24 protein-coding genes and 1 tRNA gene are annotated in these 22,928 nt (G+C 46.9%); 13 read left to right on the forward strand and 12 right to left on the reverse strand.

What is annotated here, in order from left to right; all coding sequences use genetic code 11:
* The 6 genes from cas5c to RBH92_RS02545 form a co-directional block, all read right to left on the reverse strand.
* Positions 1-729, reverse strand: coding sequence for a type I-C CRISPR-associated protein Cas5c (gene cas5c, locus RBH92_RS02520; RefSeq protein ID WP_307933129.1), 729 nt, complete (start codon positions 727-729; stop codon positions 1-3).
* Positions 722-3,139, reverse strand: coding sequence for a CRISPR-associated helicase Cas3' (gene cas3, locus RBH92_RS02525; protein WP_307933130.1), 2,418 nt, complete (start codon positions 3,137-3,139; stop codon positions 722-724). Before cas3 ends, cas5c begins: the two co-directional genes overlap by 8 nt.
* 17 nt (positions 3,140-3,156) lie before the next feature.
* Positions 3,157-3,552, reverse strand: a complete 396-nt coding sequence (locus tag RBH92_RS02530; protein WP_307933131.1) for an HIRAN domain-containing protein — start codon at positions 3,550-3,552, stop codon at positions 3,157-3,159.
* Between the two features lie 191 nt (positions 3,553-3,743).
* Entirely contained in the window at positions 3,744-4,469 is a 726-nt protein-coding gene (locus RBH92_RS02535; RefSeq protein ID WP_307933915.1) for an MbcA/ParS/Xre antitoxin family protein, read from the reverse strand.
* Positions 4,470-4,614: 145 nt separating this feature from the next.
* A complete protein-coding gene (locus RBH92_RS02540) occupies positions 4,615-5,172 on the reverse strand; it encodes an SEC-C metal-binding domain-containing protein (RefSeq protein ID WP_307933132.1) in 558 nt (185 codons plus the stop codon).
* Positions 5,156-6,154 (reverse strand): helix-turn-helix transcriptional regulator, encoded by a 999-nt coding sequence (locus RBH92_RS02545; RefSeq protein ID WP_307933133.1) that lies wholly within the window; start codon positions 6,152-6,154, stop codon positions 5,156-5,158. Before RBH92_RS02545 ends, RBH92_RS02540 begins: the two co-directional genes overlap by 17 nt.
* A gap of 392 nt (positions 6,155-6,546) precedes the next feature.
* Between RBH92_RS02545 and RBH92_RS02550 the strand changes: the two genes are divergently transcribed.
* Together RBH92_RS02550 and RBH92_RS02555 are read left to right on the forward strand one after the other, a co-directional pair.
* Positions 6,547-7,068 (forward strand): chemotaxis protein CheW, encoded by a 522-nt coding sequence (locus RBH92_RS02550; RefSeq protein ID WP_292924751.1) that lies wholly within the window; start codon positions 6,547-6,549, stop codon positions 7,066-7,068.
* A 47-nt stretch (positions 7,069-7,115) separates the two neighbouring features.
* Complete coding sequence (locus RBH92_RS02555; RefSeq protein ID WP_307933134.1) at positions 7,116-8,837, forward strand: methyl-accepting chemotaxis protein; 1,722 nt, start codon at positions 7,116-7,118, stop codon at positions 8,835-8,837.
* Positions 8,838-8,895: 58 nt separating this feature from the next.
* Here RBH92_RS02555 and rsgA read toward each other — a convergent pair whose 3' ends face one another.
* The 3 genes from rsgA to RBH92_RS02570 form a co-directional block, all read right to left on the reverse strand.
* Positions 8,896-9,699: a ribosome small subunit-dependent GTPase A gene (rsgA, locus tag RBH92_RS02560; RefSeq protein ID WP_307933135.1), complete on the reverse strand. Its 804-nt coding sequence runs from the start codon at positions 9,697-9,699 to the stop codon at positions 8,896-8,898.
* Between the two features lie 113 nt (positions 9,700-9,812).
* A complete protein-coding gene (locus tag RBH92_RS02565) occupies positions 9,813-10,154 on the reverse strand; it encodes a 4a-hydroxytetrahydrobiopterin dehydratase (RefSeq protein ID WP_307933136.1) in 342 nt (113 codons plus the stop codon).
* Positions 10,151-11,407, reverse strand: a complete 1,257-nt coding sequence (locus tag RBH92_RS02570; protein WP_307933137.1) for a M48 family metallopeptidase — start codon at positions 11,405-11,407, stop codon at positions 10,151-10,153. Before RBH92_RS02570 ends, RBH92_RS02565 begins: the two co-directional genes overlap by 4 nt.
* Positions 11,408-11,557: 150 nt before the next feature.
* Here RBH92_RS02570 and orn point away from each other — a divergent pair, with 150 nt between their 5' ends.
* Positions 11,558-12,103: an oligoribonuclease gene (orn, locus tag RBH92_RS02575; protein WP_307933138.1), complete on the forward strand. Its 546-nt coding sequence runs from the start codon at positions 11,558-11,560 to the stop codon at positions 12,101-12,103.
* Positions 12,104-12,198: 95 nt separating this feature from the next.
* Positions 12,199-12,624 (forward strand): EF-hand domain-containing protein, encoded by a 426-nt coding sequence (locus RBH92_RS02580; protein WP_307933139.1) that lies wholly within the window; start codon positions 12,199-12,201, stop codon positions 12,622-12,624.
* A 74-nt stretch (positions 12,625-12,698) separates the two neighbouring features.
* On the opposite strand, the gene RBH92_RS02585 is transcribed toward RBH92_RS02580, so the two are convergent.
* Positions 12,699-14,102 (reverse strand): M16 family metallopeptidase, encoded by a 1,404-nt coding sequence (locus RBH92_RS02585; RefSeq protein ID WP_307933140.1) that lies wholly within the window; start codon positions 14,100-14,102, stop codon positions 12,699-12,701.
* A 75-nt stretch (positions 14,103-14,177) separates the two neighbouring features.
* Between RBH92_RS02585 and ftsY the strand changes: the two genes are divergently transcribed.
* The 9 genes from ftsY to RBH92_RS02625 all read left to right on the forward strand — a co-directional run bounded on the left by ftsY (position 14,178) and on the right by RBH92_RS02625 (position 21,163).
* Positions 14,178-15,203, forward strand: coding sequence for a signal recognition particle-docking protein FtsY (gene ftsY / locus RBH92_RS02590; RefSeq protein WP_292924738.1), 1,026 nt, complete (start codon positions 14,178-14,180; stop codon positions 15,201-15,203).
* A 24-nt stretch (positions 15,204-15,227) separates the two neighbouring features.
* The gene (ftsE, locus tag RBH92_RS02595; protein WP_307933141.1) at positions 15,228-15,881 is read left to right on the forward strand and encodes a cell division ATP-binding protein FtsE; all 654 of its coding nucleotides are present in this window, start codon (positions 15,228-15,230) and stop codon (positions 15,879-15,881) included.
* On the forward strand, positions 15,878-16,789 hold the full coding sequence (gene ftsX, locus RBH92_RS02600; RefSeq protein WP_307933142.1) for a permease-like cell division protein FtsX: 912 nt from the start codon (positions 15,878-15,880) through the stop codon (positions 16,787-16,789). Before ftsE ends, ftsX begins: the two co-directional genes overlap by 4 nt.
* A 109-nt stretch (positions 16,790-16,898) precedes the next feature.
* Positions 16,899-17,744 carry an RNA polymerase sigma factor RpoH gene (gene rpoH / locus RBH92_RS02605; RefSeq protein ID WP_307933143.1) on the forward strand — a complete coding sequence of 282 codons (846 nt, stop codon included), beginning with the start codon at positions 16,899-16,901 and terminating at the stop codon, positions 17,742-17,744.
* Between the two features lie 71 nt (positions 17,745-17,815).
* A tRNA-Ser gene (locus RBH92_RS02610) sits at positions 17,816-17,908 on the forward strand.
* Positions 17,909-18,087: 179 nt separating this feature from the next.
* On the forward strand, positions 18,088-18,288 hold the full coding sequence (locus tag RBH92_RS14945) for an Arm DNA-binding domain-containing protein (RefSeq protein WP_374049947.1): 201 nt from the start codon (positions 18,088-18,090) through the stop codon (positions 18,286-18,288).
* A 182-nt stretch (positions 18,289-18,470) separates the two neighbouring features.
* Entirely contained in the window at positions 18,471-18,659 is a 189-nt protein-coding gene (locus RBH92_RS02615; protein WP_307933144.1) for a hypothetical protein, read from the forward strand.
* A gap of 780 nt (positions 18,660-19,439) precedes the next feature.
* Positions 19,440-20,111, forward strand: coding sequence for a response regulator transcription factor (locus tag RBH92_RS02620; RefSeq protein WP_307933145.1), 672 nt, complete (start codon positions 19,440-19,442; stop codon positions 20,109-20,111).
* 395 nt (positions 20,112-20,506) lie between these two features.
* Positions 20,507-21,163 (forward strand): response regulator, encoded by a 657-nt coding sequence (locus RBH92_RS02625; protein ID WP_292924726.1) that lies wholly within the window; start codon positions 20,507-20,509, stop codon positions 21,161-21,163.
* 43 nt (positions 21,164-21,206) lie between these two features.
* On the opposite strand, the gene RBH92_RS02630 is transcribed toward RBH92_RS02625, so the two are convergent.
* Together RBH92_RS02630 and RBH92_RS02635 are read right to left on the reverse strand one after the other, a co-directional pair.
* Complete coding sequence (locus RBH92_RS02630) at positions 21,207-22,118, reverse strand: metal ABC transporter permease (protein ID WP_307933146.1); 912 nt, start codon at positions 22,116-22,118, stop codon at positions 21,207-21,209.
* 19 nt (positions 22,119-22,137) lie between these two features.
* Positions 22,138-22,923, reverse strand: a complete 786-nt coding sequence (locus tag RBH92_RS02635) for a metal ABC transporter ATP-binding protein (RefSeq protein WP_307933147.1) — start codon at positions 22,921-22,923, stop codon at positions 22,138-22,140.
* Positions 22,924-22,928: the final 5 nt, after the last annotated feature.

Consider the following 22,928-nt stretch of genomic DNA (forward strand, 5'->3'; position numbering starts at 1 on the left):
TCAGCACTCCAGTCCGGCTGATTCAGCCTCGACACTGACAAGATTTTTTCCTTCAACAAACTGCTTGGGACGCATTTCCCGAATAAATTTCCGTATCTCGCACTGCTCTGGTTGAGAAAAACGAATCACGCCATCTTTCATTGTTGGTCGCCAAAAACGGCCTTGCAGCTTGTTTTCTCCGGTTTCGTCCGGGTAGTCAAAGCCGTGGAAGGTCAGGCCGTAACTCACTTCATCCGCCTTGTCGTAATGCCCGGAACCGCTGCCAAACTCGCATGGCTCCACATACCCCTGACAATCCCGCGTGCCAAGAAAAATATCCTGCCGCCCGCCTCGTTCAACCATACGCCGGGCAACGCAATGGTGTTTTGCCTCGTTACGATCATCCGCCAATTCCGGGCGATGCAGATTCCATTCAAAATGTGCTCTTACCTGATATTCAACATCGACGAGAAATGTGTAAATCGCTAAATCATTCCCGCCGCTGAATTTCAACGGTTTCGTGCCCTTTGTCTGAGTCCGGATGCGGTTCATCACGCGCACCTCGTCTATGACCCAGATGATGGTGGGCTTCCAGTAGATAGATTTGACGACTCCCTTGATCGCTTCATAAGTCGGTATGTGATAGGAACATTTCTCTCCACCGATACGGGTCAAGGGATCGGTGAACAAGGCATAGCGCCCCCACACTTTGAACTCAATGCCGTTCTTGCGTAGATTAAACTCAGCCACAAAGTACCTCCATCATTCCTTCGGGCGACAAGCTTAGCCCGAAATCCTCGTTGTAGTAGCGCACATCTGCAAGATAGAGAATATCCACTCCATCTTGTATTTCATGCAAGACTTTTTCTTTTTGAAGTTTTTCCAATTGGTGTGGAAACACGTTGACGGTAAATTGCTGCGCTCGCCGCAAGAGATTAAATTGTTTCTCCACTTCGAACGCTCCGCAAAGCTCACCTATCAATTTTTTACCCTCATCATCGTAGGGTACGATAATACCCCGTGTGGGAGCATCAATCACCTTGAATGCCTTAGCAGCGGTCATAAAGGATTGTCGTAAATAAATGTTCGGTGCAGAATTGTATTCCCGAGCATAATCCGCAACGGCTTGCTGGTTGGTGGAAAGCATGTTTAACAGACTGTCATCTCGTCCGCCTATCTCCCTTGAAACCGGGTAATCCATTTCATCCTTGCGCGCAAAGAAGTAATACTCAAAATACCGTTTCATGGCTTGTGGCGCGATCATGCCACCATCGAAATTTTCGGCACCAGATTTCTGATCATCCAACAAACGCTCCGTCACCTCTTTACCTACTCGAATATCCATGAGCATATCCAGATTTTCGTCGGCTGGGTTAACGATATGGATATGCCCTACCTCGCGGCGCTTGTTGCGGTTGCACCGGCCTGCTGCCTGAGCAATGGAATCTAGCCCTGCCGTGTAGCGGATAACTGCGCCGAAATCCACATCCACACCAGCCTCGATCAATTGTGTACTCACACAAAGCACGGGGGATTTCTCCTCCAGTAAACCACGAATCTCAGCCAGAATCTTTTTACGGTGCGCTGGGCACATATTAGTGCTGAGATGGAACACGCGCATTCCTTGGGTTTGCCTGAGTAACGAAAACAGTGCTTGCGCTGATTTCTTGGTATTCACAATTGCCAAACAGCTACCACTCTCGCTTACTTCGCGTAATGCCAGTTCGGCGATCTCTTCAACTTTCCAACCGCCTGGCTTTCGTTGATTGAACACTTTGACACGCTCCAGATCATCAAATAACTGCTTCACATCACGCATGATTTCGCTATCTTTGGTAAATTTCAAAACTCCCTTTGAGGAATCCACGCTATTCAGTAATGGCTGGGTGGCAGTGCATAAAACCACGGTGCTACTACAATGCTCCACAAGAAAATTGATAGCATTGCAAAACATGTGGACAGTATTAACTGGAAGAGTTTGGATTTCATCAAAAACCAATACGGAGTTTGCCAATTGGTGCATCCGCCTTGCGCCACGAGTGCCTCCACCAAAAAGTGTTTCAAGCAATTGCACCATGGTTGTATAAATCACTGGTGCGTCCCAGTTTTCTGCTAGTACTTTTTCACGCGAACCCTGCTGTTCCGGTGTGAGATTTGAGTGATGTTCCAATACAACACTGCCTCGTAATTCACCTTCTGGCTCAAGAATTTTGCGCACTACATCCGCATTCTGGTCAATGATGGAGGTATAGGGAATAATGTAAATTATCCGTTCCATCTTGTGTTGTTGCGTATGATGGAGCGCGAAGCGAAGACTGGCGAGTGTTTTTCCGCCACCTGTTGGAACTGATAATGTAAAAATCCCTTTATCTCTTTGTGCTGCATCACGGCAATGATAAGCAATATTGCGCCTGATTTTGTCTATAGGCTCAGCATCACTAAATTCGGCTAGTTTTTTCTCCAACTTCTCGATCAATATTGTCCATTCGATATAATTTCCATGCTGTCGCTGCCTTGCTGCTCGCGGCTTCTCCGCATCTGCTGTGTCAATACGATCTGCGTCAATCAAGCAGCTGAAAAGAAAACGAACCAGCAATCCGATTTTGAATCTCGTAATTAACTCATTACCAGAATCATATTGAACAATCTGCAGAATTAAGCTCTTGATTCTGTCAATCAACTTGGGCGAAATGATAAGTTCATGAAATCGTGCAATGATGCTTGCATCCATCTTCGCTTGCACTTCTTCAAAATGCGATCTTTCTTCCCGGGTCCCCATTCTTTTTGTGAACTTATCAATGCTCGGAGCTGCTACACCAGGAGAAATACAATCAATCAGACCTGAGTGATGTGACGCAATACACAACGATAAAAGCTGACCTACAATTAACCCAAATTTACCTTGTCTGGATAACTCATTCCAAATAAGTTGGGCACCTGCGGTGGAATGATCTACCTTGCCCTTTAAGTCCTGTGCATCGACATAATCGTCTTTGTCCTCGTCAATCAAACCAATGGCCGATTGGATATAAGTTTGGAACTGGGCACTGTATTTACCTAAATCATGCAGCAACCCTATCAATTCACCTTGCTCATCCAAGCTTAACTTGGCAGCAAAGCCTTTTGCTTTGTCAGCTACACCTAATAGGTGCTGTTCCAACGTATGATTCTTATGCGCTATATAAACCACTTCACCTCCACCTCAATCCGTTCCCACGGATTATTGCTTTTTTTCAACCCTACGATCAAAGCCGATAATTTTTCTCCGTGATCCAGCAGTTGCGAAACGGCGGCGTTGTCTCTTGCGGGGATATAGCCGAGTTTTTCGCCTTGCCAGTCGATACGGACGGCGCGTTGGTCGAAGCGGTTACCGGGTTCCCGGATCAGGGTGACGGATTGGCCGGCGGCGAGTTGCGGCCAGAGCGTTTCGCCCTGGTGGTACTGGAACCCTGCGACCGGGGAGATTTGCAGGGTTTTCCATTGTCTGGCCGCCGGTTTTGCTTGCGTCAATGCCGGTAACGCAAATCCGCCGAGCAGAGCGGTGAGTGATTGCAAAAATGCGCGTCGAGACATGGTGATTCCTTCTCTAATTAATATCCGCTTTCATTATCCGGAGTCACAGGCTCAAAATGTGAGGCTGTGAATTTGTTTTTCTGATTTTTCTTGAAGAAACGTTGGGCAAGTGTCATTTTGAGTAAGAGCGAGAAATCTATTTTGTTGATTATTAAAGATTCCTCGCTGCATTCGGAATGACGCATGCGGATTTAGCGTTTCTTTAAGCCCAATCGCTCGCGCAGTTCGTCGAAAATGGATGAGTCGATTGGTAAATTGGAATCTGCATTGCTTAACTCGAAATCCCGCAGCAGCGCTTCGACCATTTCACGGTCATCTTCGGTTTTGATGGCTTGCAGCGGTGTTTTGCCGTTCAGGGCGGGCAGTTTTTCATGCGGCCATTGGCGGTAGTGTTCACGCATGAGTTCCGTAATTTTTTTCCGTACTTCCGGGCGGTTGTTCAGTTTTTCCTGCTCTTCCCGGCGTTGCCTGGCTTGGGCGCTTTCGCCTTGGTCCGGCATGTGTTCTAGCTTTGCTTGCGGAGATTCGATGACGCTGGTTTTGTAGCGGGCTTCCGGTAATAATTTTTTGATCAGTTTCTGGAATTGTTGCGCGCGTTTGCCGGAATTGACTTCGACGGCGAGCTGGCGGCCGTTGATCCGGATGTGGCCGAGGATGGTGTTCTTGGCATTGTTTTTTTTCAGCCATGGAAATTCGATGCGGTGCAGTCCGCCTGCCGCGTCAAATTCGGCGTCTTGCAGAAGTTCGTCTTCGGTGCTGTCGATGCAAAGCTGTTTTAGCGCGGTGAAAGCCGCTTGCGGAGACTGTATGTCGTAAACGAGTTTTTGAAATACCATCGCATCGCCGTCGGTATTGCGCAGTGACGGCGTGGGTGGATTGAATAGCCGGTCGTAAACTACTTGATAAATGGCGAGCATTTCATGTTCGTATTTTCCGAGCAATGCGGGCGACGGCGGGTTTTCTGATTCGAGTAATTTTTTGCGCAGCTCCAGAATGGCAAATTTTTCTCCGGGCGGAATAAAGAAAGCAGCGCTGGCTTCCAGTATCGCGACGTGATCGACTTTAACCAGCTTGCCAAATACGATTTGCCCGGCTTCGGCGTGCACCGAGGCGGAGTGCTCGGTGGCGTAACATTCTTCGCCGGTCAGGATGTTGCGTAGCAGGAATCCATCGCCGGGGCGCACCGACACAATGTCGAAGAAACTGAATGGCGTTACGCAGCATTGTTCGATGTAGCGTTTCAGGAGCGGATCGAGTTGCCGGCCCATGCTTGCCGAGAAATGCTTCCCCGGTTGTTTTTTTACGGGGGGTATCGGGGATTGAATCGTCCGGGTGCCAGTTAAAAAAGAACCAAGGCATGAATAACTGCAAGTGCGGCGTGTCCGGAGAAAATTCCTCTTCACTCCATAATGTGAAGTCTCCCCATGCTTCCAGCAAGGCGTGCTGGCCCCAATGGTTTTGCGAGAATTTCAGTAATTTTTCAGGCAGTCCATTAATTGCACGGCGTATCTGATGCCATAAAAAATCCTCGGTTTGCTGTGTTTCTTGCGCCTGCAAGCAGCATTGTTTGTATTTTTTGCCGCTGCCGCAAGGGCAGGGGTCGTTACGTCCTGTTTTCATGTTTGTTCCTTGTCACATAATATTCTTGTGCTTGCTGCAAGTTTAACAGGATGGTTTGGCGTAATGTTTCCGGCGCGATGACTTCAACCGCCGCGCCGTGCTTGAGAATGTCCATTACCAGTTCGGTTTCGCTGGCGTAGGGGATGTGGAGTTCATAGCGGCCATCGGGCAGGAATTTTCCTTGCTGCCGCGGGTGCCATTGCTCGTCGGCGACCCAGCGGGCGCGTTCGGTTGTGAAACGTAAAATGGCGGTGCGGGTGGCTTTGCCGGCGAAGATGCCGTAGCCGGTGGCAAAGTGTTCGTCGAGTTCGGCTTCCGGAATTTCGCGCGCGGCGGTATCGAGCAGGGTTGACGCGGCGATGCGTTCCACCGCGAAACTGCGCAAGGCTTCGCGTTTGTGGCACCAGGCATCGAGATACCAGTTGTCGCGGTAATGTGTGAGGCGTTGCGGGGATACGGTGCGTTCGGTTTGTTGATCGCGGCTGCGGCTGTGGTAGGCGATGTTGAGTTGTTTGCGTTGCAGCACGGCGCTGGCGGTTGTTTGAAAATGTTTCAATCCGGTTTGCCTGCCCATCATACTCAGGATGCGGATGCGATGGGCGGTGATTGGCGGATTGTTCGAATGTTGCGCTGCGAGAATTTTTTCCAGCCGGTTTTTGACCGGTTTGAGTTGCGCGCCGAGCAGGCCCGGCTCGATTTGTTCGAGCAATTGCTGCGCGGTCAGCAATGCGTGCAATTCGTTGGCGTCGAACCAGACGCCGGGCAGTTCGAAAACATTGCTTTCTTTGGTGTCGTAGTGATAGCCGTTACGGTCGCGGTCGTATACCAGCGGGGCGTTGAAATTATCCCGCAGCATATCGATGGCGCGAGTAACCGTCGCGCGCGAGCATTCCAGCAGTTCTTCGAGGCGCTTATGCGAGACCGGCAAGCGATGGGCCGCCAGAATGCGGTGTAGCTGATAGAGCCGTTGAAAAGGATTCAATCGCGTAGTCCTGTCATTTTAAAGTGTCATTTTCCAGGCCGGTATTGCCCTTCCTGACCGGCGCTTGCCACCTTCCCGAAAGTATTCTCCGCGATTATATCGCCGCGATCATGATGCGGCGGAATAGTTTATATCAATCTTAGTTGTCGATTAAATATTGCTGGTGTTTGCTTTAAACAGAGTCAATCTAATTCATTTTAATTTATCCGTTGATATTCAGTTGGTTATTATATTAATAATATTGTATGAAAGAATTATCCTACAACTTTAAAGGAATTTTTCTTAGAAAAAATAAGAAATTACTGGCAGAACCTAATGGATGAGGCTCCGTAATTAAAGCTTCGTTTTAAGATTCATCTGGTTTTCAGATAGCACAAAAGGAGCGTTAATCCATGTTTCAGGAACAGACGGAACAAACGGCAAATAGAGCAACGGATTCGAGTAGCGTCGCAGTTGCAGGGGCAACCAATGAGTATCTGACTTTCCGCTTGGGAAAAGAAGAGTATGGAATCGAGATACTAAAAGTGCAGGAGATCCGTGGCTATGAAGCCATCACGCAGATAGCCAATGCGCCCGACTTCATCAAAGGTGTGGTGAATTTAAGGGGCATCATCGTGCCGATCATTGATATGCGGATTAAATTCAGATTGACTGACGTGGATTACAACCAATTTACAGTGGTTATCATTTTAAACGTTGCCGGCCGGGTAATGGGTATTGTGGTGGATGGCGTGTCGGATGTGATTAATTTGACAGCCGATCAATTACGACCGGCACCAGGTTTGGGATCGGTTATTGATACCGAATATATCATGGGGTTAGGAACCATTGATGATCGGATGCTCATTTTAATCGACATCGAAAAGATGATGAGTAGCAGTGATATGGGTTTGATCGAACAAAGCATTAATTGATTTTAGAGACGGATTGGATATTGGTAGGTTACTTTGAGGAGAATTAAATGTTTAATAATATGACGATTAAATCACGATTGGTACTTGTTATCGGCATACTGTCAGTTTTGCTCGCCGGTGTTGGCGGTTTGGGTTTGTACGGAATCGATCAATCCAATGGAAATTTAAAGACGGTATACGAAGACCGGACTGTGGTACTGGGTGATTTAAATACGGTTCTTGACCGGGTTCATCGGGTACGTCTGAACGCAGTGATGGCAGCGAATATGAAAGATGTTTCCATTGCCAAGCAACGTACTGCGATGACGGCGGAAAGAGATGCCGAAATCGAAGCAACATGGCAAAAATTCATGAATACGATTCTAACGCCTGAAGAAGAGCAATTGGCAAAAAGCTTTACACAGCAATGGGCGATTTATAAAGAATCACGCAATCGCACAATGAATTTGGCGATGACGGGGGATTTTGAAAATGCCCATGCCAATGCGACGTCCGATGCGGTACCAAAATTTGATGAGGCGCATAAAACTTTGATGGCTTTGATCGAATTGCAGTCGAAGGTTGCAGGACAAGAATACGCTGAAGCGCAAAGCAATTTCAGTACGATGTTTGCGCTTACAGCAACGATGGTGGGATTAGGAGTTGTACTGGCGGTAATCATCGGCATGCTGCTAATTCGTGCCGTGATAGGTCCACTCAATGAAGCGGTAGCTGTCGCTAACGCGGTAGCGGCTGGTGATTTGACTAGCCGCATTGAAGTGAACTCGAACAATGAAACAGGGCGTTTGCTGCAAGCGCTGAAAACCATGAATGACAATCTGGTTGACTTAGTCGGAAAAGTGCGTTCGGGCACGGATCAGATTGCCACGGCATCGGGAGAGATTGCATCGGGCAACTCGGATCTGAGTCAGCGCACCGAAGAACAAGCGTCAAGCCTGGAAGAAACTGCATCCAGCATGGAAGAATTGACCTCAACCGTCAGACAAAATGCCGATAATGCACGCCAAGCGAATCAACTGGCGGCAGGCGCATCGGAAGTTGCAGTCAAGGGTGGTGCGGTAGTAGGGCAAGTGGTGCAAACCATGAGTTCGATTAATGAGAGTTCCAAGAAAATTGTCGACATCATCAGCGTGATCGATGGCATTGCATTCCAAACCAACATTCTGGCATTGAACGCAGCAGTCGAAGCGGCCCGGGCCGGGGAGCAAGGCCGTGGCTTTGCGGTGGTGGCGACGGAAGTAAGAACCCTGGCGCAACGTTCAGCAGCGGCGGCAAAAGAGATCAAAGAGCTGATCAGCGACTCGGTGGCGAAAGTGGAAGACGGTACCCGTCTGGTCGACGAAGCAGGTGCGACGATGGATGAAATCGTGAGCGCGGTGAAACGTGTGACCGATATCATGAGCGAAATTTCCGCGGCATCACAAGAACAAAGCTCTGGAATCGAACAGGTCAATCAAGCGGTTACGCAGATGGACGAGGTGACGCAACAGAATGCCGCGCTGGTGGAGGAAGCAGCCGCAGCCGCCGAATCGATGCAAGAACAAGCGCAATCGCTAACACAAGCAGTAAGCGTGTTCAGGTTGTCTGGTGAAAGTTCTATGTCAATGCTTGTAAAAAGAAACAATCGTCCAGCAACGGTTGCTAAATTGCCTAACCGCGGCCCGGCAACGAAAAAAGCGTTGGTAAAATCCAGTGCGAGCCCGGCCAGTGAACCGGCGCCTCGCAAAGTTGCAGCCGGAGGCGGTGGAGAGGATTGGGAAGAGTTCTAACAAAATTCTTGGAGTATCACCACCGGATGATCGGTGATACTCCATCCAGTAATCAATCTTATCTAGTCAAGCCTGTGCCGGAACGATCCCGGCACAGCAATTTATGATAAAAGCCTAACCGTTTCTCGGTGATTTTTCCTTGTTTTACCGCTGTTAGTATTGCACACCCAGGTTCTTTAAGGTGGCGGCAATTACTAAATTTGCATTGACCGAAGTAGGGATGGAATTCGAGAAATCCCCATGCCAGGTTTTCTTCCTTAATGTGATTCAGGCCGAATTCCTGGAAGCCGGGGGAGTCGATGACGGCGCTGTTTTCATCGAGATGGTAAAGCTGAGAGTACGTGGTGGTGTGTGTGCCTGAGTCGAGCGCTACGGAAATTTCCGCAGTGGCACGCCGTGCTTCCGGAATCAAGGAATTGAGTAATGTCGATTTGCCCATGCCGGATTGTCCGGCCAGTACGCTCAAGTGATTTCTCAGGTGGGGGCGAAGTGCGGATACATCCTGCAGAGCGCTGACCGGCAGAATACGATAGTCCAAATTCTGGTACAGCGATAGTGTTTGCATTGCCGTTTGGGTCGGTGCGATCAGATCAGCTTTGTTCAGTACGATTAATACTTCGATATTTTCACTTTCGGCGGCAGCAAGGCAGCGGCTGATAAGCTCTTCGCTGAAACTCGGAACCGCTGCAACGACGATGATGATTTGCGTGACGTTGGCGGCGATGATTTTTTCCTTGAAGGCGTCGCTGCGGTAGAGCAACGAGATGCGCGGTTGTACTGTCTCAATTACACCTTGTCCGATGGTGGTTAATTGGTATTCAACCTGATCACCGCATGCGACACCGCTTTTTTTGCCGCGCATGACACAAGAGACAATTTCACCGTTAGCTGTTTCAACTGAAAAGTGTCTGCCAAATGCAGCAACAACCAGCCCGGTCTGGCAGGGCGGTTGTCGCTTGTGATTGCGGCTAATATTCAAATTGCGAATAACTTGTCGATTTTCGCCGCACAAATGAAATCATTTTCAGATAAACCACCGATGGCGTGTGTGGTGTAGGTTACAGCGCATTGATTGTAGCCTACCAGCATATCAGGATGGTGATCCTCGCGATGCGAAATCCAAGCTACTGCATTCACGAATGCCATGGTCTGGTAATAATTCTTAAAGGTGTAGGTTTTACTGATCTGTTTATCCTGTAATTGCCAGCCTTCAATTTGCTGCATAAAGGCGGTAGCCTCCGCGCTTGATAGCGGCGAGATACCGCCTTCGCACGGTTTGCATTGCTTGGATGTTAAATCGCACACGGTCGTATTCATGCTTGCCCCTGGTTTTGTAAATGTGCGACACGGATCGATGCTGGCGGGTGTGAATCGTAAAATGCCGAATGCAATGGATCAGGTGTCAGTGTCGCGGCGTTGTCTTGATAGAGTTTTACCAGTGCATGTATCAGATCGTCCGCCGAAGCGTTTTGCGCGGCATAGGCATCGGCTTCAAATTCATGCTTGCGGGAATACAGGCTGGAGATTGGATGTAGCAGGAAAGTGAATACCGGCATCACCAGAAAGAACAGCAATAACGCCATTGCGGTTGACGGCACGCTGCCGGCGGTTACGCCCAACCCTTCGTAAAACCAGGCTTGTTGCATCGAATAGCCCAACAGCGACAGAAATCCGAGGCTGATGATGAAGGATACTGCGATGCGCTTGATGACGTGGCGCAATTTGAAGTGCCCCAGTTCATGCGCCAGTACTGCTTCGATTTCAGCCGGTTCGAGGCGCGCTAATAAGGTATCGAAGAACACGATGCGCTTGGTTTTGCCGAAGCCGGTGAAATAAGCGTTGCCGTGATTGCTGCGGCGCGAGCCGTCCATCACGAACAAGCCGCTGGCAGTGAAGCCGCATTTATTCATCAACTGCTCGATGCGTGTTTTCAAAGCGGCGTCTTGCAACGGTGTGAATTTGTTAAACAGCGGTGCGATCCAGGCCGGATAGATCGCCAGCACGAACAGGTTGAACGCGATCCACGCAAACCAGGCATACAGCCACCACAAATCCCCCGTTTTTTCCATCAACCACAGCACGCAAAACAACAAGGGGGCGCCAAGCAGTAGACCGATAGCAGTTTGTTTGATCAGATCAGTGAAAAACATCAGCGGGGTCATTTTGTTGAAACCGAAACGTTCTTCGATTACAAACACACGGTAATAGCTTAATGGGAGCTCAACCGCGCTCATGATCATGAAAGTGCTGATAATCAGCGCCATGCCGTGAACGACCGGGTCGCTGAACCAGCCAGCCCAGAATTCGCTTAAAGCACTCAAACCGCCGCCGAGGGTAAATGTCAGCAGCAGCACAACATGCAGAAGGATACCGGGGTATCTGGTGCTGGTTTTTGCGCAAGTGTAAGCCGCTGCTTTCTGATGATCGGCCAAACTGATCTTGCTGGCAAATTCTTCCGGTACCTGGTGCTGATGCGCCCGGACGTGGCGGATGTGCCGGATAGATAACCAAACTTGCATCAGCGTGGTGACCAGCAGTGCAAATAAGAAAATCAAAGTAAATGTTTGCATAGTCCTTACCAAAAGTTCATGGATTTGAATTCAAGGAGCATTCAAGTGGAATTGCGATCTTGAGTCTGCATTTTCAGTCTGATTAAAAGTGACTGTATGTCGTCGATATGACACAATTCAGAGCTTAGCATTCAAAATTTTATAAACATTATGGCACAAGATAACAATAACCTCATCTGGGTGGACATGGAAATGACCGGACTCAATCCGGATACCGACTGCATCATCGAAGTGGCTGTCGTGATTACCGATTCGCAATTGAATACGGTTGCAGAAGGGCCTGTTCTGGTCGTGCATCAATCCGATGATGTGTTGAACGGCATGGATAAATGGAATCAATCGACGCATTCCAAATCCGGTCTGATCGATAAAGTGAAAACTTCGTGCCTGAATGAAGCAGAAGTCGAAGCGCAATTGCTTGAATTTTTGAAATTGTACGTACCGCGCGGCGTATCACCGATGTGCGGAAATTCAATTTGCCAAGACCGGCGTTTCATGGTGCGCTCGATGCCGCAGCTTGAAACCTACTTCCATTACCGCAATCTCGATGTCAGTACTCTGAAAGAGTTGGCTAAACGCTGGAAACCCGAGATTGCATCCGGCTTCAGCAAAGAAAGTAAGCATGAAGCGCTAGCGGATATATATGACTCCATCAACGAACTCAAATACTACCGCCAGCATTTTATTATTGGGTGAGGCATCATACCCTGTGAACTTTAAAGGTAAGCGCTTTTCAAATTGGCTGGTTTTACTATCCCTCTTCACTTTATTCACTGTTACGGAGAAACAAAATGTTTCATAACAAAAGTCTTTTATATTTGGCAACAATTACTCTATTGACCGTTTCTGCACCGGTGGTTTTTGCTGCTGAAGCTGGCAAAGCAGGCGGCCATCAACATCAGGGGGAACAGCATCAAGCGCATGGCAGCAACCAATCCAAACATAGCCACGATCAGCACGATGGTCATCAGTGCGAGCACATGGTGGCGGTTGATGCCAATACAGATGGCAGGATCAGCAAGGAAGAATTCATGAAACATCACGAACAGATGTTTGATAAAAAGGACATCAATAAGGATGGTTTTATTGATAAAGAAGAAATGCATCGCATGATGGGAAAAATGCATCAGCATATGGAAGAAAATAAACAACACAAACATGAACATGATGACCATCAGAAGACCGATGGTCATTCACACAATGGTGCAAAAAAATAGCGGGTTTCTGCAAATTTGGCAGCGGCTTTTTTCTCCTCTTCTCCTTTAGGCTGCTGCCAAAGTCTGATAACCGGTTAATGTCGTAATCCGGCCGGTGCTCGTGGAGGCGCCTTTTGTTCCAAAGGTTGCGGATCTAATACCGCAACCGTCAAGCTGTCATCATTAAAGTACTTCCGCGCGACATCGCGGACTTGTTCCGCAGTTACTGCTTTTAATTTCTCTAAAATAAGATCCGTGTCCCGATAGGATACTCCGATGCTTTCCAGTCGGCCTATTTGCATGGCCTGGGAAAACATGGAGTCGAGCTGATAGACGTGGCCGGCAATTACTTGCGCTTTAACCCGTGCCAGTTCTGCTGCTGTTACCCCGGTTTTAGCGATTTTTTCAATTTCTCCTCGTAATGCCTGTTCCAGTTCTGCAACAGTTTTACCTGCGCTCGGTACCGCGCTAAGGAAGAAAAGGCTTGGGCCACGTGCCATGGCGCCGTAGCCTGCGCTTGCGGAGCTGGCAATCTGGCTTTCACGCACTAGTGATTTATTCAGTCGCGCGGATGCGTTGCCATCCAACACGCCTTCCAAAATTTCCAAAGCGTAAGGCTCCCAGTCTTCCTGGACATTTTTGATCGCCGGAGCATGGTAGCCCATAATTAGATAAGGTAATTCCGCCGGCGCCTTGACGGTTATTCGTTTTGAGCCAAGTTGCGGCGGTTCTGATTGTGGTTTGCGCTCATTGAAAGAAAACAATGGGCGGGACTGAATTGCGCCGTAGTATTTTTTTGCTAACTGATGTACTTCTTCAGCATCAACATCACCGACCACTACCAATATCGCATTGTTCGGCGCATACCAGCGGTCGTACCAGTCTTGCACATCATCTACAGTCATGTTTTCTAAATCATTCATCCAGCCGATGATCGGATTTTTGTACGGATGCGCTTGGTAGGCGACCGACATCATTTTTTCGTACAGCAATGAACGTGGTTGGTCGTCGGTGCGCAATCTTCTCTCTTCCATGACGACTTTGATCTCTTTTTCAAACTCTTCTTTGGTGATCAGCAAATTGCGCATCCGGTCCGATTCCAGTTCCATCGCCATAGGCAAATGTTTTTTGTGCAATTGCTGATAATAGCCGGTGTAATCGTAACTGGTAAAAGCATTTTCGCGCCCGCCGGCCGCTGCAATTTTTTTCGAAAATTCACCATTCGGAACTTTCTCAGTGCCTTTGAACATCATGTGTTCCAGCACATGCGCTACACCGGTAACACCATTGACTTCATCGATACTGCCTACTTTGTACCAAATTTGAGTGACGACCACCGGTGAGCGATGATCTTGTTTTACAATCAACTTTAAGCCATTATCGAGCAAGAATTCATGCGGATTGGCAAATACTGCGGATGGTGCCGACAGGCTGATGAGCAATAGAAAATTGCAAATTGAAAAGATACTAAAAAAAGTGCTACGGTTATCAGAATTCATTTTTACTAACCAAAATGTGAGTAAACAGACTAAAATCGCGTTTTGAAAATATCACTGTTCATAGAGCCTACCAGAATGTTTAGTTTTTTTAAATCTAAAAAAGATCCAGCAGATTCAACTGAAATTCCGGCTCCATCAGACACTGTATCCGAATCCAATCAGGAAGAACCGGTAAGTTTTGCGAGCAAGCTCAAGCAAGGTCTTGCCCGTACCCGGCAGAATTTAGGCAGGCAGTTATCCGGTCTGTTCGGCGGCGGTAAAATCGACGAAGCATTATACGAAGAGCTGGAAACCATACTTTTAACATCCGATATTGGCGTCAGCGCAACGCAGCAACTGCTGGAGGATTTGCGCAAGCAGGTTAAACGCGATGCTTTAACCGATTCCGCGCAATTGAAGCAAGCGCTCAAGGCATCTTTGACTGCCTTGCTGAAACCGTTGGAGCGGTCATTGGATACCAGCGCGCATAACCCGTTCGTGGTTATGATTACCGGTGTGAATGGTGTGGGAAAGACAACATCGATCGGTAAGCTTGCCCGGTACTTCCAGAATCAAGGAAAAACGGTGTTGCTGGCTGCTGGCGATACGTTCCGTGCAGCGGCGCGCGAGCAGTTGATCGCTTGGGGGGAGCGCAATAATGTCGTTGTCATAGCGCCCGATAGCGATCCCGACAAAAAAAGCGATCCGGCCGCGGTGATTTTTGATGCAGTTACCTCAGCCAAAGCGCGCGGTATTGATATCGTGCTGGCGGATACTGCCGGACGATTGACGACGCAGTTGCATTTAATGGAAGAAATCAAGAAAGTAAAACGCGTGATCGCCAAGGCGCTGCCCGATGCACCGCACGAAGTGCTGCTGGTATTGGATGCAAACACCGGTCAGAACGCGTTAGCGCAAGTGAAAGCATTTGACGAGGCGCTCCAGGTGACCGGTTTGATTCTCACTAAGTTGGACGGAACGGCCAAAGGCGGGGTCGTTGCGGCAATTGCCGCGCAATACCCGCAAAATCCCCCGGCGCTGCGCTTTGTGGGTGTCGGTGAAGGCGTGGATGATTTAAGGCCGTTTGACGCGGAAGAATTTGTCGATGCCCTATTCGATTAAGCAAGCTGAAAATTTGAGTCAGCCATGATTGTTTTTAAAAATGTCAGCAAACGCTATCCTGACGGTTATGTGGCGTTAAATAACGTTGATCTGACCGTACCAGCCGGTGAAATGGTTTTTCTTACGGGTCATTCAGGAGCTGGCAAGAGCACTTTGTTAAAGTTGATCGCTGCTCTTGAACGGCCGACTTCCGGTACGATTTCCATCAGCGGGCAAAATATCGCTCAGCTCAAGCCGGCTGCCATTCCGTATCTGCGCCGCAAAATCGGTTTTGTATTTCAGGATCACAAATTGCTGTTTGATCGCAATGCATTTGAGAATGTTTTGCTGCCGTTGCAAATCGGTAATTTTGATAGCAAAACTGTGGCTTCCCGGGTGCGAGCCGCATTGGATAAAGTCGGCTTGTTGAAAAAAGAAAAAGCCATGCCGGTCGCATTGTCCGGCGGGGAGCGTCAACGGCTCTGTATCGCGCGCGCGGTGGTGCATCGTCCGTCGATATTGATTGCAGATGAGCCGACCGGTAATCTGGATGTGGAGTATGCCCGCGATATCATGACCATGTTCACATCGTTCAACCAAGTGGGTGTTACTGTACTGATTGCCACGCATGATGCATCGCTGCTGGAAGACACCCAGCATCGAATTTTGTCACTCAAACAAGGAAAGCTGGCGGCATGATGCGCGCATGGCTGACACAACATGCGTTTGTATTTTTTCATACGCTGAAGCGATTGATTGCTACACCGGTTACAAGCCTGCTGAGCATTACGGTAATGGGTATTGCGTTGAGTTTGCCAACCGGAATTTATGTGCTGATGGAGAATTTGCAGTCCCTGTCCGGGCAAGCAGCTAGTACGCCGCAGATGAGCTTGTTTCTGCAACAAGATGCGCAGCAGAATGATTTCAACCGTGTCAAACAACGACTGCAAGAAGAGTCGCGGATTGTAAGTTTTCAGTTCATATCCAAAGAAGTTGCGTTAAAGCAGTTGCAACAGGATAGCGGTCTTGCCGATGTCATGGCCGGGTTGACGCGTAATCCGCTACCCGATGCGTTCATTGTGCACTTGGAGCACAATTCATCCGATGCCCTCGAACAGTTGCGTGCGGAAATGCAAAGTTGGCCGGAAGTGGCGCATGTGCAATTCGATTCCGAATGGATAGAACGGCTCAACGCGTTACTGCAATTGGGACGCGCGGTTATTCTGATGCTGGCGACGTTGCTGAGCGTCGCCATTATCGCCATTATGTTTAATACCATTCGCTTGCAAATCCTGACTAAGCGCGATGAAATCGAAATCTCAAAACTCATTGGCGCAACCGACAGTTTTATTCACCGGCCTTTTTTATATTTCGGCACTATCCAAGGATTGGCTGGCGGTATTGCGGCATGGTTGATTGTAGCGCTCTTTATCAGTGCTCTGAACGAAGAGCTTGGGGTGCTGGCCGGCCTCTACGAAGTTGACATTCATTTGCAGCACTTGTCGCTACAGGACAGTTTGAGTTTACAATTGTTCTCAGCTTGGCTCGGATGGCTGGGCGCACGCATTTCCGTTGCAAATCATCTCTGGCAAATCGAACCACGCTAAGCTTATTGTCTGTTGTGAAACTTTTCAAAAGTTTGGCACTCTCATTTCGGGAGTGCTAAAATGCAATTTACCCGAAAGTTCGCACAATACCTTACAGGAGATTATTACGATGACGAATGCTTTGACACTGCCGGCTGTTGGGGGAAGTATTGAAAGCTATATTCAGTCTGTTAATTCTTTCCCGATCCTCTCGCAAGAGGAAGAAACGGGTCTGGCACGGCGCTTATGGAATCACGGCGATATTGAAGCTGCTCAGAAACTGATTTTGTCTCATCTGCGTTTCGTTGTGGCGATAGCGCGCGGCTACAAAGGATATGGGCTTCCGCAAGCGGATCTGATCCAAGAAGGCAATATCGGATTAATGAAAGCGGTGAAGCGCTTTGACCCGGAACGCGGTGTTCGTCTGGTATCTTTTGCAGTGCATTGGATCAAGGCTGAAATTCATGAATTTATTATGCGTAATTGGCGCCTTGTTAAAATAGCGACAACCAAGCAACAACGTAAATTGTTTTTTAACTTGCGGAGCATGAAGCAAGGATTGGATACCATGAATCCGCAAGAAGTCGAAGCCATGGCCACGCAATTAGGCGTCAAATCGGAAGAAGTGGTGGAAATGGAAAAACGTTTTAACGGCTCGGATATTTCATTGGAACCGCTTTCCGATGAGGAAGACGATACATTCAGTCCGATCAGTTATCTGACGGATGGTGCTGAACCCTCACAAATTCTGGAAAGCGTGCAAATTACCCAGATGCGCGAGCAAGGTTTGCAACATTCCCTCGAGTGCTTGGATGATCGTAGCCGCCATATCATCGAAGCGCGTTGGCTACGAGAAAAAGACAGCGCTACGTTGCATGATCTCGCTGCGGAACTGGGCGTGTCGGCTGAACGGGTACGGCAAATCGAAGCAAAAGCGCTGCAAAAAATGCGCGGCACCATGACAGCGACTGCGTAATAACTATATAATTCTACTTAACACCCGTTTGGCGTAAACCAGTCAAACGGGTGTATTAATTCCAGCACACCGGAGAGGTACCGAAGCGGTCATAACGGCGCTGACTCGAAATCAGATGGTCAGGGTAACCTGGCACATGGGTTCGAATCCCATCCTCTCCGCCAGTTTTCTTCCAAACGTTGCCCAGCAACACCAAAAAATACCTTTAAAATAAAAAAGTTACATAAATCTAGCCAATCATTGGCAACCTCGGTAAAAGCGGGTAACATTCCTGAAAATGGGTAAAAAAGCGGGTAAAAAACATACCCGTTTTTTGTATTGTTTAACGATACTTGGGAGTTGCATGAAACTCACCGATTCAATCATTAAAGCAGCAAAGCCAAGGGACAAACGCTACAGCCTGCCCGATGGCAAGGGTCTTGTTCTATGGGTACAGCCTGACGGTCAAAAATGCTGGCGTGTTCGCTTTACTTCCAAGTACTACTCGTTAACGAGCAACACTGAGGTCCGATTCAGGCTTAATTGGTATGACAAGTTTCCATAACTTGTTGAACCAGATAGTGGAATCGGGTTGTGGCTCATAGAAGTGGTACCGCAAAACCGGACAGGTTGCCAAGCTCTGTTATGAACACTAAAGAGGATCATAATTATGAGCAAGAAACGAAAACAATATGCCAGTGAATTCAAAGACAAGGTGGCAATAGCAGTAATCCAAGGGAAGAAACCGTGCTGCAGCTGGCGTTGCGTTACGGAATTTACCCAACACAGATCAACAGCCGGAAGCGGCACTTGATAGAGCAAGCTGCGGAGTTATTTGCTGGCAGAAACCAAGAACGTAGTATTGATGATTTGCGTCGAGTCATCGGACAATTGACGGTGAAACGGGGGGGGCTAGCCAAAAAGCTTAATCATTGAGTGCGCGAGAGCGAAAAATGATGATTGAGTCCAACCAACAATTGAGTCTCACTCGTCAGTGCCAGTTATTGGATTTATCGTGATTGGCCTTATTCTTATTATTACCGGCCGCAACCGATCGCTGACGATCATCTGGCTTTGTTAAGCAAGATGGACGAGCAATATCTCAGAACACCGCAATACGGCTCACGAAGTTATGCGACCTGGTTTCAGCGCCAAGGCATTCTGTCTACCAGCGCGGCATTTATCGAAGTATTGTAGCGACATCGTGTTCAAATCAGCCTGGACGGCAAGGCTGCTAGTATGATTTTTTGTCGAACGGCTGCGGCGCACCGTCAAGCGTGAACTCTGTATCCCTAATATTCAATAACCTAAAGTAGGTAAGAAGCGGTTTAATCCCCTGGTTCAATTGGTACAATCAAGAACGTTTTTATCAGAGACTCAACAATTAAACCTTCATCGCGCGGCGCCTCAATTGTTACATTAAGACCCACTTTAACTTCCTAAGATCAAAGTGTATTATTGATAACAAGCAGAATATGGATTTATATTAGAGCGTTAGTGGTTGGTGGTGATATCATTTGCTAGAGCGGCATAGAAACTATCACCTCAACTAATCTGCCTTGTCTGTATAAAAATTGAATGATGATGTTTTATAGATAGGTGAATGTGCTGCGACTAAGGCGATGATAATTGGCATGTTCAATATCGCATAAATAATGGATCAATGGACCGGTGCTTTTGCAAACACTAGGGAGTACTAAATATAATTGCGTTAATATGTCAAATCAGAAAATACAAGTAATGCTTGTGGACGATCATGCTATGATGCGTCACGGTATTTCGTTACTCGTTAACAATGAACCCGATATGAAGGTGTGTGCTGAAGCTGGTGATGGCGGTGAGGCGTTGGCACTGCTTAGAAGAAATGTGCGTGTGGATATTGTTTTGCTCGATATAACACTTAAAACAGTTCCTGGTTTTGAAGTTATTAAAAGTATCCATCTACTGTTACCTGCATTACCTGTACTTTTTGTTTCAATGCATGACGAGGAGATCTATGCCGAGCGTGCTTTACAGGTTGGTGGGCGCGGTTATGTTTCAAAACAAGAAACGGGCGAAGTACTGTTAATTGCTATCCGTGAAGTATTGCAAGGTAATATTTTTCTCAGTAAGAATATGCATGCCAAGCTGCTGAGAAAAATCAAAATCGGACATTCAGAGCCGGAGCGATTAATTGACTCGCTGACTCTTAGTGAATTTGAAATTTTTCATTTGATTGGTGCGGGGCACAGTAGTCAGGAAATTGCTAAGTTGCTTAACCGGAGTGTCAATACAATTGAAACGCATCGTTTTAATATTCGCAGTAAATTGAATTTAAAAGATGGTACAGATTTGATCCATTTTGCAACCCAGTGGAATTTAGCTGAATTAAGAAAAGCGATGTCTTAGTTTTCTGATGTAGTTGGATTCGATTCGAGTACGCACCGAGCAGTTTATCGGCGTATCAGATTTTCCCAAAAGAACTTGATATTCTCATTGACTGTTTGCGATGTTCTGCAGAAAGTTAAAGATCGTAATCTCTCGTACCTATCACTGTTGTATTTATTTATCCTCAATCAGGTAAAATCGGGCAATCTTTTCTGCGCTAATGAAGGGGGTCGAGGAATTATTGAATCTGCTTTATTGGCTGCCACTAAGTGAGTAATTCGTTCGGACAGAATTTTGGGGCTATGATTCTGGTCGGGTTGTACTGGTTTATAGTACGTTATAAAGTATGCATCCTGTTTCGTAAGCGATGATACGGCACGCTTTGCAGGAATATCAAAATAATAAATTGCTCAATTATGTCAATTTTGAAAGCACAAGTAATGCTGGTGGATGGTCATGCCATGATGCGGCAAAGCATTGCAATACTGGTTAACCAAGAGCCCGATTTGGAGGTTTGTGCTGAAGCAAAAGATGGTGTCGAAGCGATAGAGGCGCTAAAGCGAAATAGTAATGTGGATGTTGTGTTATTAGCGGTAACTTTTAGAACGATATCAGGCTTTGAAATAATAAAAGATATACAGTCTCTATATCCCGCATTACCCGTACTTTTTGTTTCCATGAATAATGAAGAGATTTATGCTGAACGTGCTTTACAAGCGGGCGCTTATGGGTACGTCATGAAACAAGAATCCGGCGAAGTACTAATCAATGCTATTCGCGAGGTACTTAAGGGAAACATTTTCCTAAGTAAGAAAATGTATGCAAAACTCTTAAATAAGATAATACTGAAACGTTCTGATACCGAACAATTGATCAATTCATTGACACCAAGCGAGTTTGGCGTATTGAATCTAATTGGAAAAGGGCATAGTTGCCAAGAAATTGCCAAATTACTTGATCGCAGTGTAAAAACCATCGAATCACATCGTTTAAACATCCGTGCTAAATTGAATTTGAAAGACAGTACTGAATTGATACGCTATGCAACCCGATGGATCAATGGACAACAATAAATCTAATGACACTAAAGTAAATTACGTACTGAGGATTAATGTTTTAGCATTTACCATCACCTTTAATTTCATCAACATGTTTATGTTTTTCGTCGTCAAGCGGATGTGAGTGGATCAAGTTGCCATGACGGTGTAAATTTGTATGAAGGGAAATTTTTTCTCGAATATATTGAATAAAAACAGAAAGACAGAAAATAAAAGCACCGAACAAAACAATGGTGGCGCCAGAGGCTATATTAAAAAAATAACTTAAATACATACCTCCTGCACCGATCATAATACCGATTATTATAGAATATAATAGCATTATACTAAATCGATCTGTCAATAAGCGCGCTGTCATCGCAGGTATAATCAATGCCGCAGCGATCATTGTGACGCCAACGATGTTCATCGCAACTATGACAGACAACGTAAGCAATACTGCAAACAATAGTTGTAAAGCTTCTGTTCTGATACCGAAAATCTGCGCGGCTTCTTGATCAAAAATCGAAAACAGTAACGGTCTGTATGTCAAAAACATAATGGCTATTGTAACTACTGAAACTAATCCAATAATCATTAAGTCGCTATCTGTAATGCCCAGAATGTTGCCGAACAATGCTGCTTCAAGACTTTTGTTCAAATTACGCTGCTGACTGATGACAGCTACGCCTAGTGCAAAAATAGCGGTTGTGACAATTCCGATAGCTGCATCTGATTTTATTTTTTTATTTTTGGTAAGCTGGTTTATCATTAATGCAGCGAATAGCCCCGTTATTCCAGCGCCGACATAAAAATTGAAATTGAGGACGAAGCCTATTATCGCACCGCCAAATGCAGCATGCGACAAACCATGGCCGACATAGCTCATGCCGCGTAGCACAACGTGAGTTCCTATCAGTCCGCATAAAGCTCCGATTAAAACAGCAGCTATTAAACCGTGAAGGAAAAATTCGTAATATAAAGGCTCCAAAAGGAATTGCATTGCTGTGTTACATATCGTGATTGAATTTTAATGGCGTGCTACTGGCGATTAGATGATAATCACCGTGTTGAATGATGATAATGTCGCTGCCGTATGTTTTTGTGAGGATATCGTTTGTGAAAATATCTCGTGGCCGGCCTTCTGCAATGATTCCGTTGTTAAAACAGATCACCCAGGGTAAATGAGAAGCAACGGCATTCAAATCATGCGTTGTCAATATGATTGTCATGCCCTGTTTATTGATATCTCCGAGCAGGTGGAGAATTTCGTGCTGAGTCTTGATATCCACACCAGCAGTTGGTTCGTCAAGAACTAGTAATTGAGGGTTACTAATTAAGGCTCGTGCGAGAAAAGCGCGCTGACGCTGTCCACCGGATGTATGAGCAATGTGCTGGCGTAGGCAGTTATAAATGCCAAGTTTTGCGGCCAGATCTTTTACAAGCTCCCGTTCTTGTTTGCTTTGCCAAGGTAATAGACGTTTGCCAGAATAAAGTCCCATCATAATGACTTCTTCGACCGTTACCGGGAAGCTCCAATCGACACTCTCCAGTTGCGGAATGTAACCTATTTTTAGTTTTTGAACACGCCTGATAGGTTGGCCATTCAATAAGACCTGTCCGCTAAACGCAGCTTGAGTGCCAAGGATCGTCTTAAGTAGAGTTGTTTTGCCACAGCCGGTTGGGCCAACTATGCCGACAAATTGACCTGTTTTAATTTGAAGTGACAAACCTGTAAAGACGACATTGTTCTCATAACTGGTTGTGACGTCAATTAATTGAATGGCAGGAATCATCCCGC

The organism is Nitrosomonas sp. sh817 (assembly GCF_030908545.1).
Taxonomy (GTDB): domain Bacteria; phylum Pseudomonadota; class Gammaproteobacteria; order Burkholderiales; family Nitrosomonadaceae; genus Nitrosomonas.

Excerpts from the sequence above, each read along its gene's own strand:
- RBH92_RS02530 (WP_307933131.1), bottom strand. The coding sequence starts at position 3,552 with ATGTCTCGACGCGCATTTTTGCAATCACTCACCGCTCTGCTCGGCGGA.
- RBH92_RS02535 (WP_307933915.1), bottom strand. The coding sequence starts at position 4,469 with ATGCTCGCCATTTATCAAGTAGTTTACGACCGGCTATTCAATCCACCC.
- RBH92_RS02540 (WP_307933132.1), bottom strand. The coding sequence starts at position 5,172 with ATGAAAACAGGACGTAACGACCCCTGCCCTTGCGGCAGCGGCAAAAAA.
- RBH92_RS02550 (WP_292924751.1), top strand. The coding sequence starts at position 6,547 with ATGTTTCAGGAACAGACGGAACAAACGGCAAATAGAGCAACGGATTCG.
- RBH92_RS02555 (WP_307933134.1), top strand. The coding sequence starts at position 7,116 with ATGTTTAATAATATGACGATTAAATCACGATTGGTACTTGTTATCGGC.
- rsgA (WP_307933135.1), bottom strand. The coding sequence starts at position 9,699 with ATGCGCGGCAAAAAAAGCGGTGTCGCATGCGGTGATCAGGTTGAATAC.
- RBH92_RS02565 (WP_307933136.1), bottom strand. The coding sequence starts at position 10,154 with ATGAATACGACCGTGTGCGATTTAACATCCAAGCAATGCAAACCGTGC.
- RBH92_RS02570 (WP_307933137.1), bottom strand. The coding sequence starts at position 11,407 with ATGCAAACATTTACTTTGATTTTCTTATTTGCACTGCTGGTCACCACG.
- orn (WP_307933138.1), top strand. The coding sequence starts at position 11,558 with ATGGCACAAGATAACAATAACCTCATCTGGGTGGACATGGAAATGACC.
- RBH92_RS02580 (WP_307933139.1), top strand. The coding sequence starts at position 12,199 with ATGTTTCATAACAAAAGTCTTTTATATTTGGCAACAATTACTCTATTG.
- RBH92_RS02585 (WP_307933140.1), bottom strand. The coding sequence starts at position 14,102 with ATGAATTCTGATAACCGTAGCACTTTTTTTAGTATCTTTTCAATTTGC.
- ftsY (WP_292924738.1), top strand. The coding sequence starts at position 14,178 with ATGTTTAGTTTTTTTAAATCTAAAAAAGATCCAGCAGATTCAACTGAA.
- ftsE (WP_307933141.1), top strand. The coding sequence starts at position 15,228 with ATGATTGTTTTTAAAAATGTCAGCAAACGCTATCCTGACGGTTATGTG.
- ftsX (WP_307933142.1), top strand. The coding sequence starts at position 15,878 with ATGATGCGCGCATGGCTGACACAACATGCGTTTGTATTTTTTCATACG.
- rpoH (WP_307933143.1), top strand. The coding sequence starts at position 16,899 with ATGACGAATGCTTTGACACTGCCGGCTGTTGGGGGAAGTATTGAAAGC.
- RBH92_RS14945 (WP_374049947.1), top strand. The coding sequence starts at position 18,088 with ATGAAACTCACCGATTCAATCATTAAAGCAGCAAAGCCAAGGGACAAA.
- RBH92_RS02620 (WP_307933145.1), top strand. The coding sequence starts at position 19,440 with ATGTCAAATCAGAAAATACAAGTAATGCTTGTGGACGATCATGCTATG.
- RBH92_RS02625 (WP_292924726.1), top strand. The coding sequence starts at position 20,507 with ATGTCAATTTTGAAAGCACAAGTAATGCTGGTGGATGGTCATGCCATG.
- RBH92_RS02635 (WP_307933147.1), bottom strand. The coding sequence starts at position 22,923 with ATGATTCCTGCCATTCAATTAATTGACGTCACAACCAGTTATGAGAAC.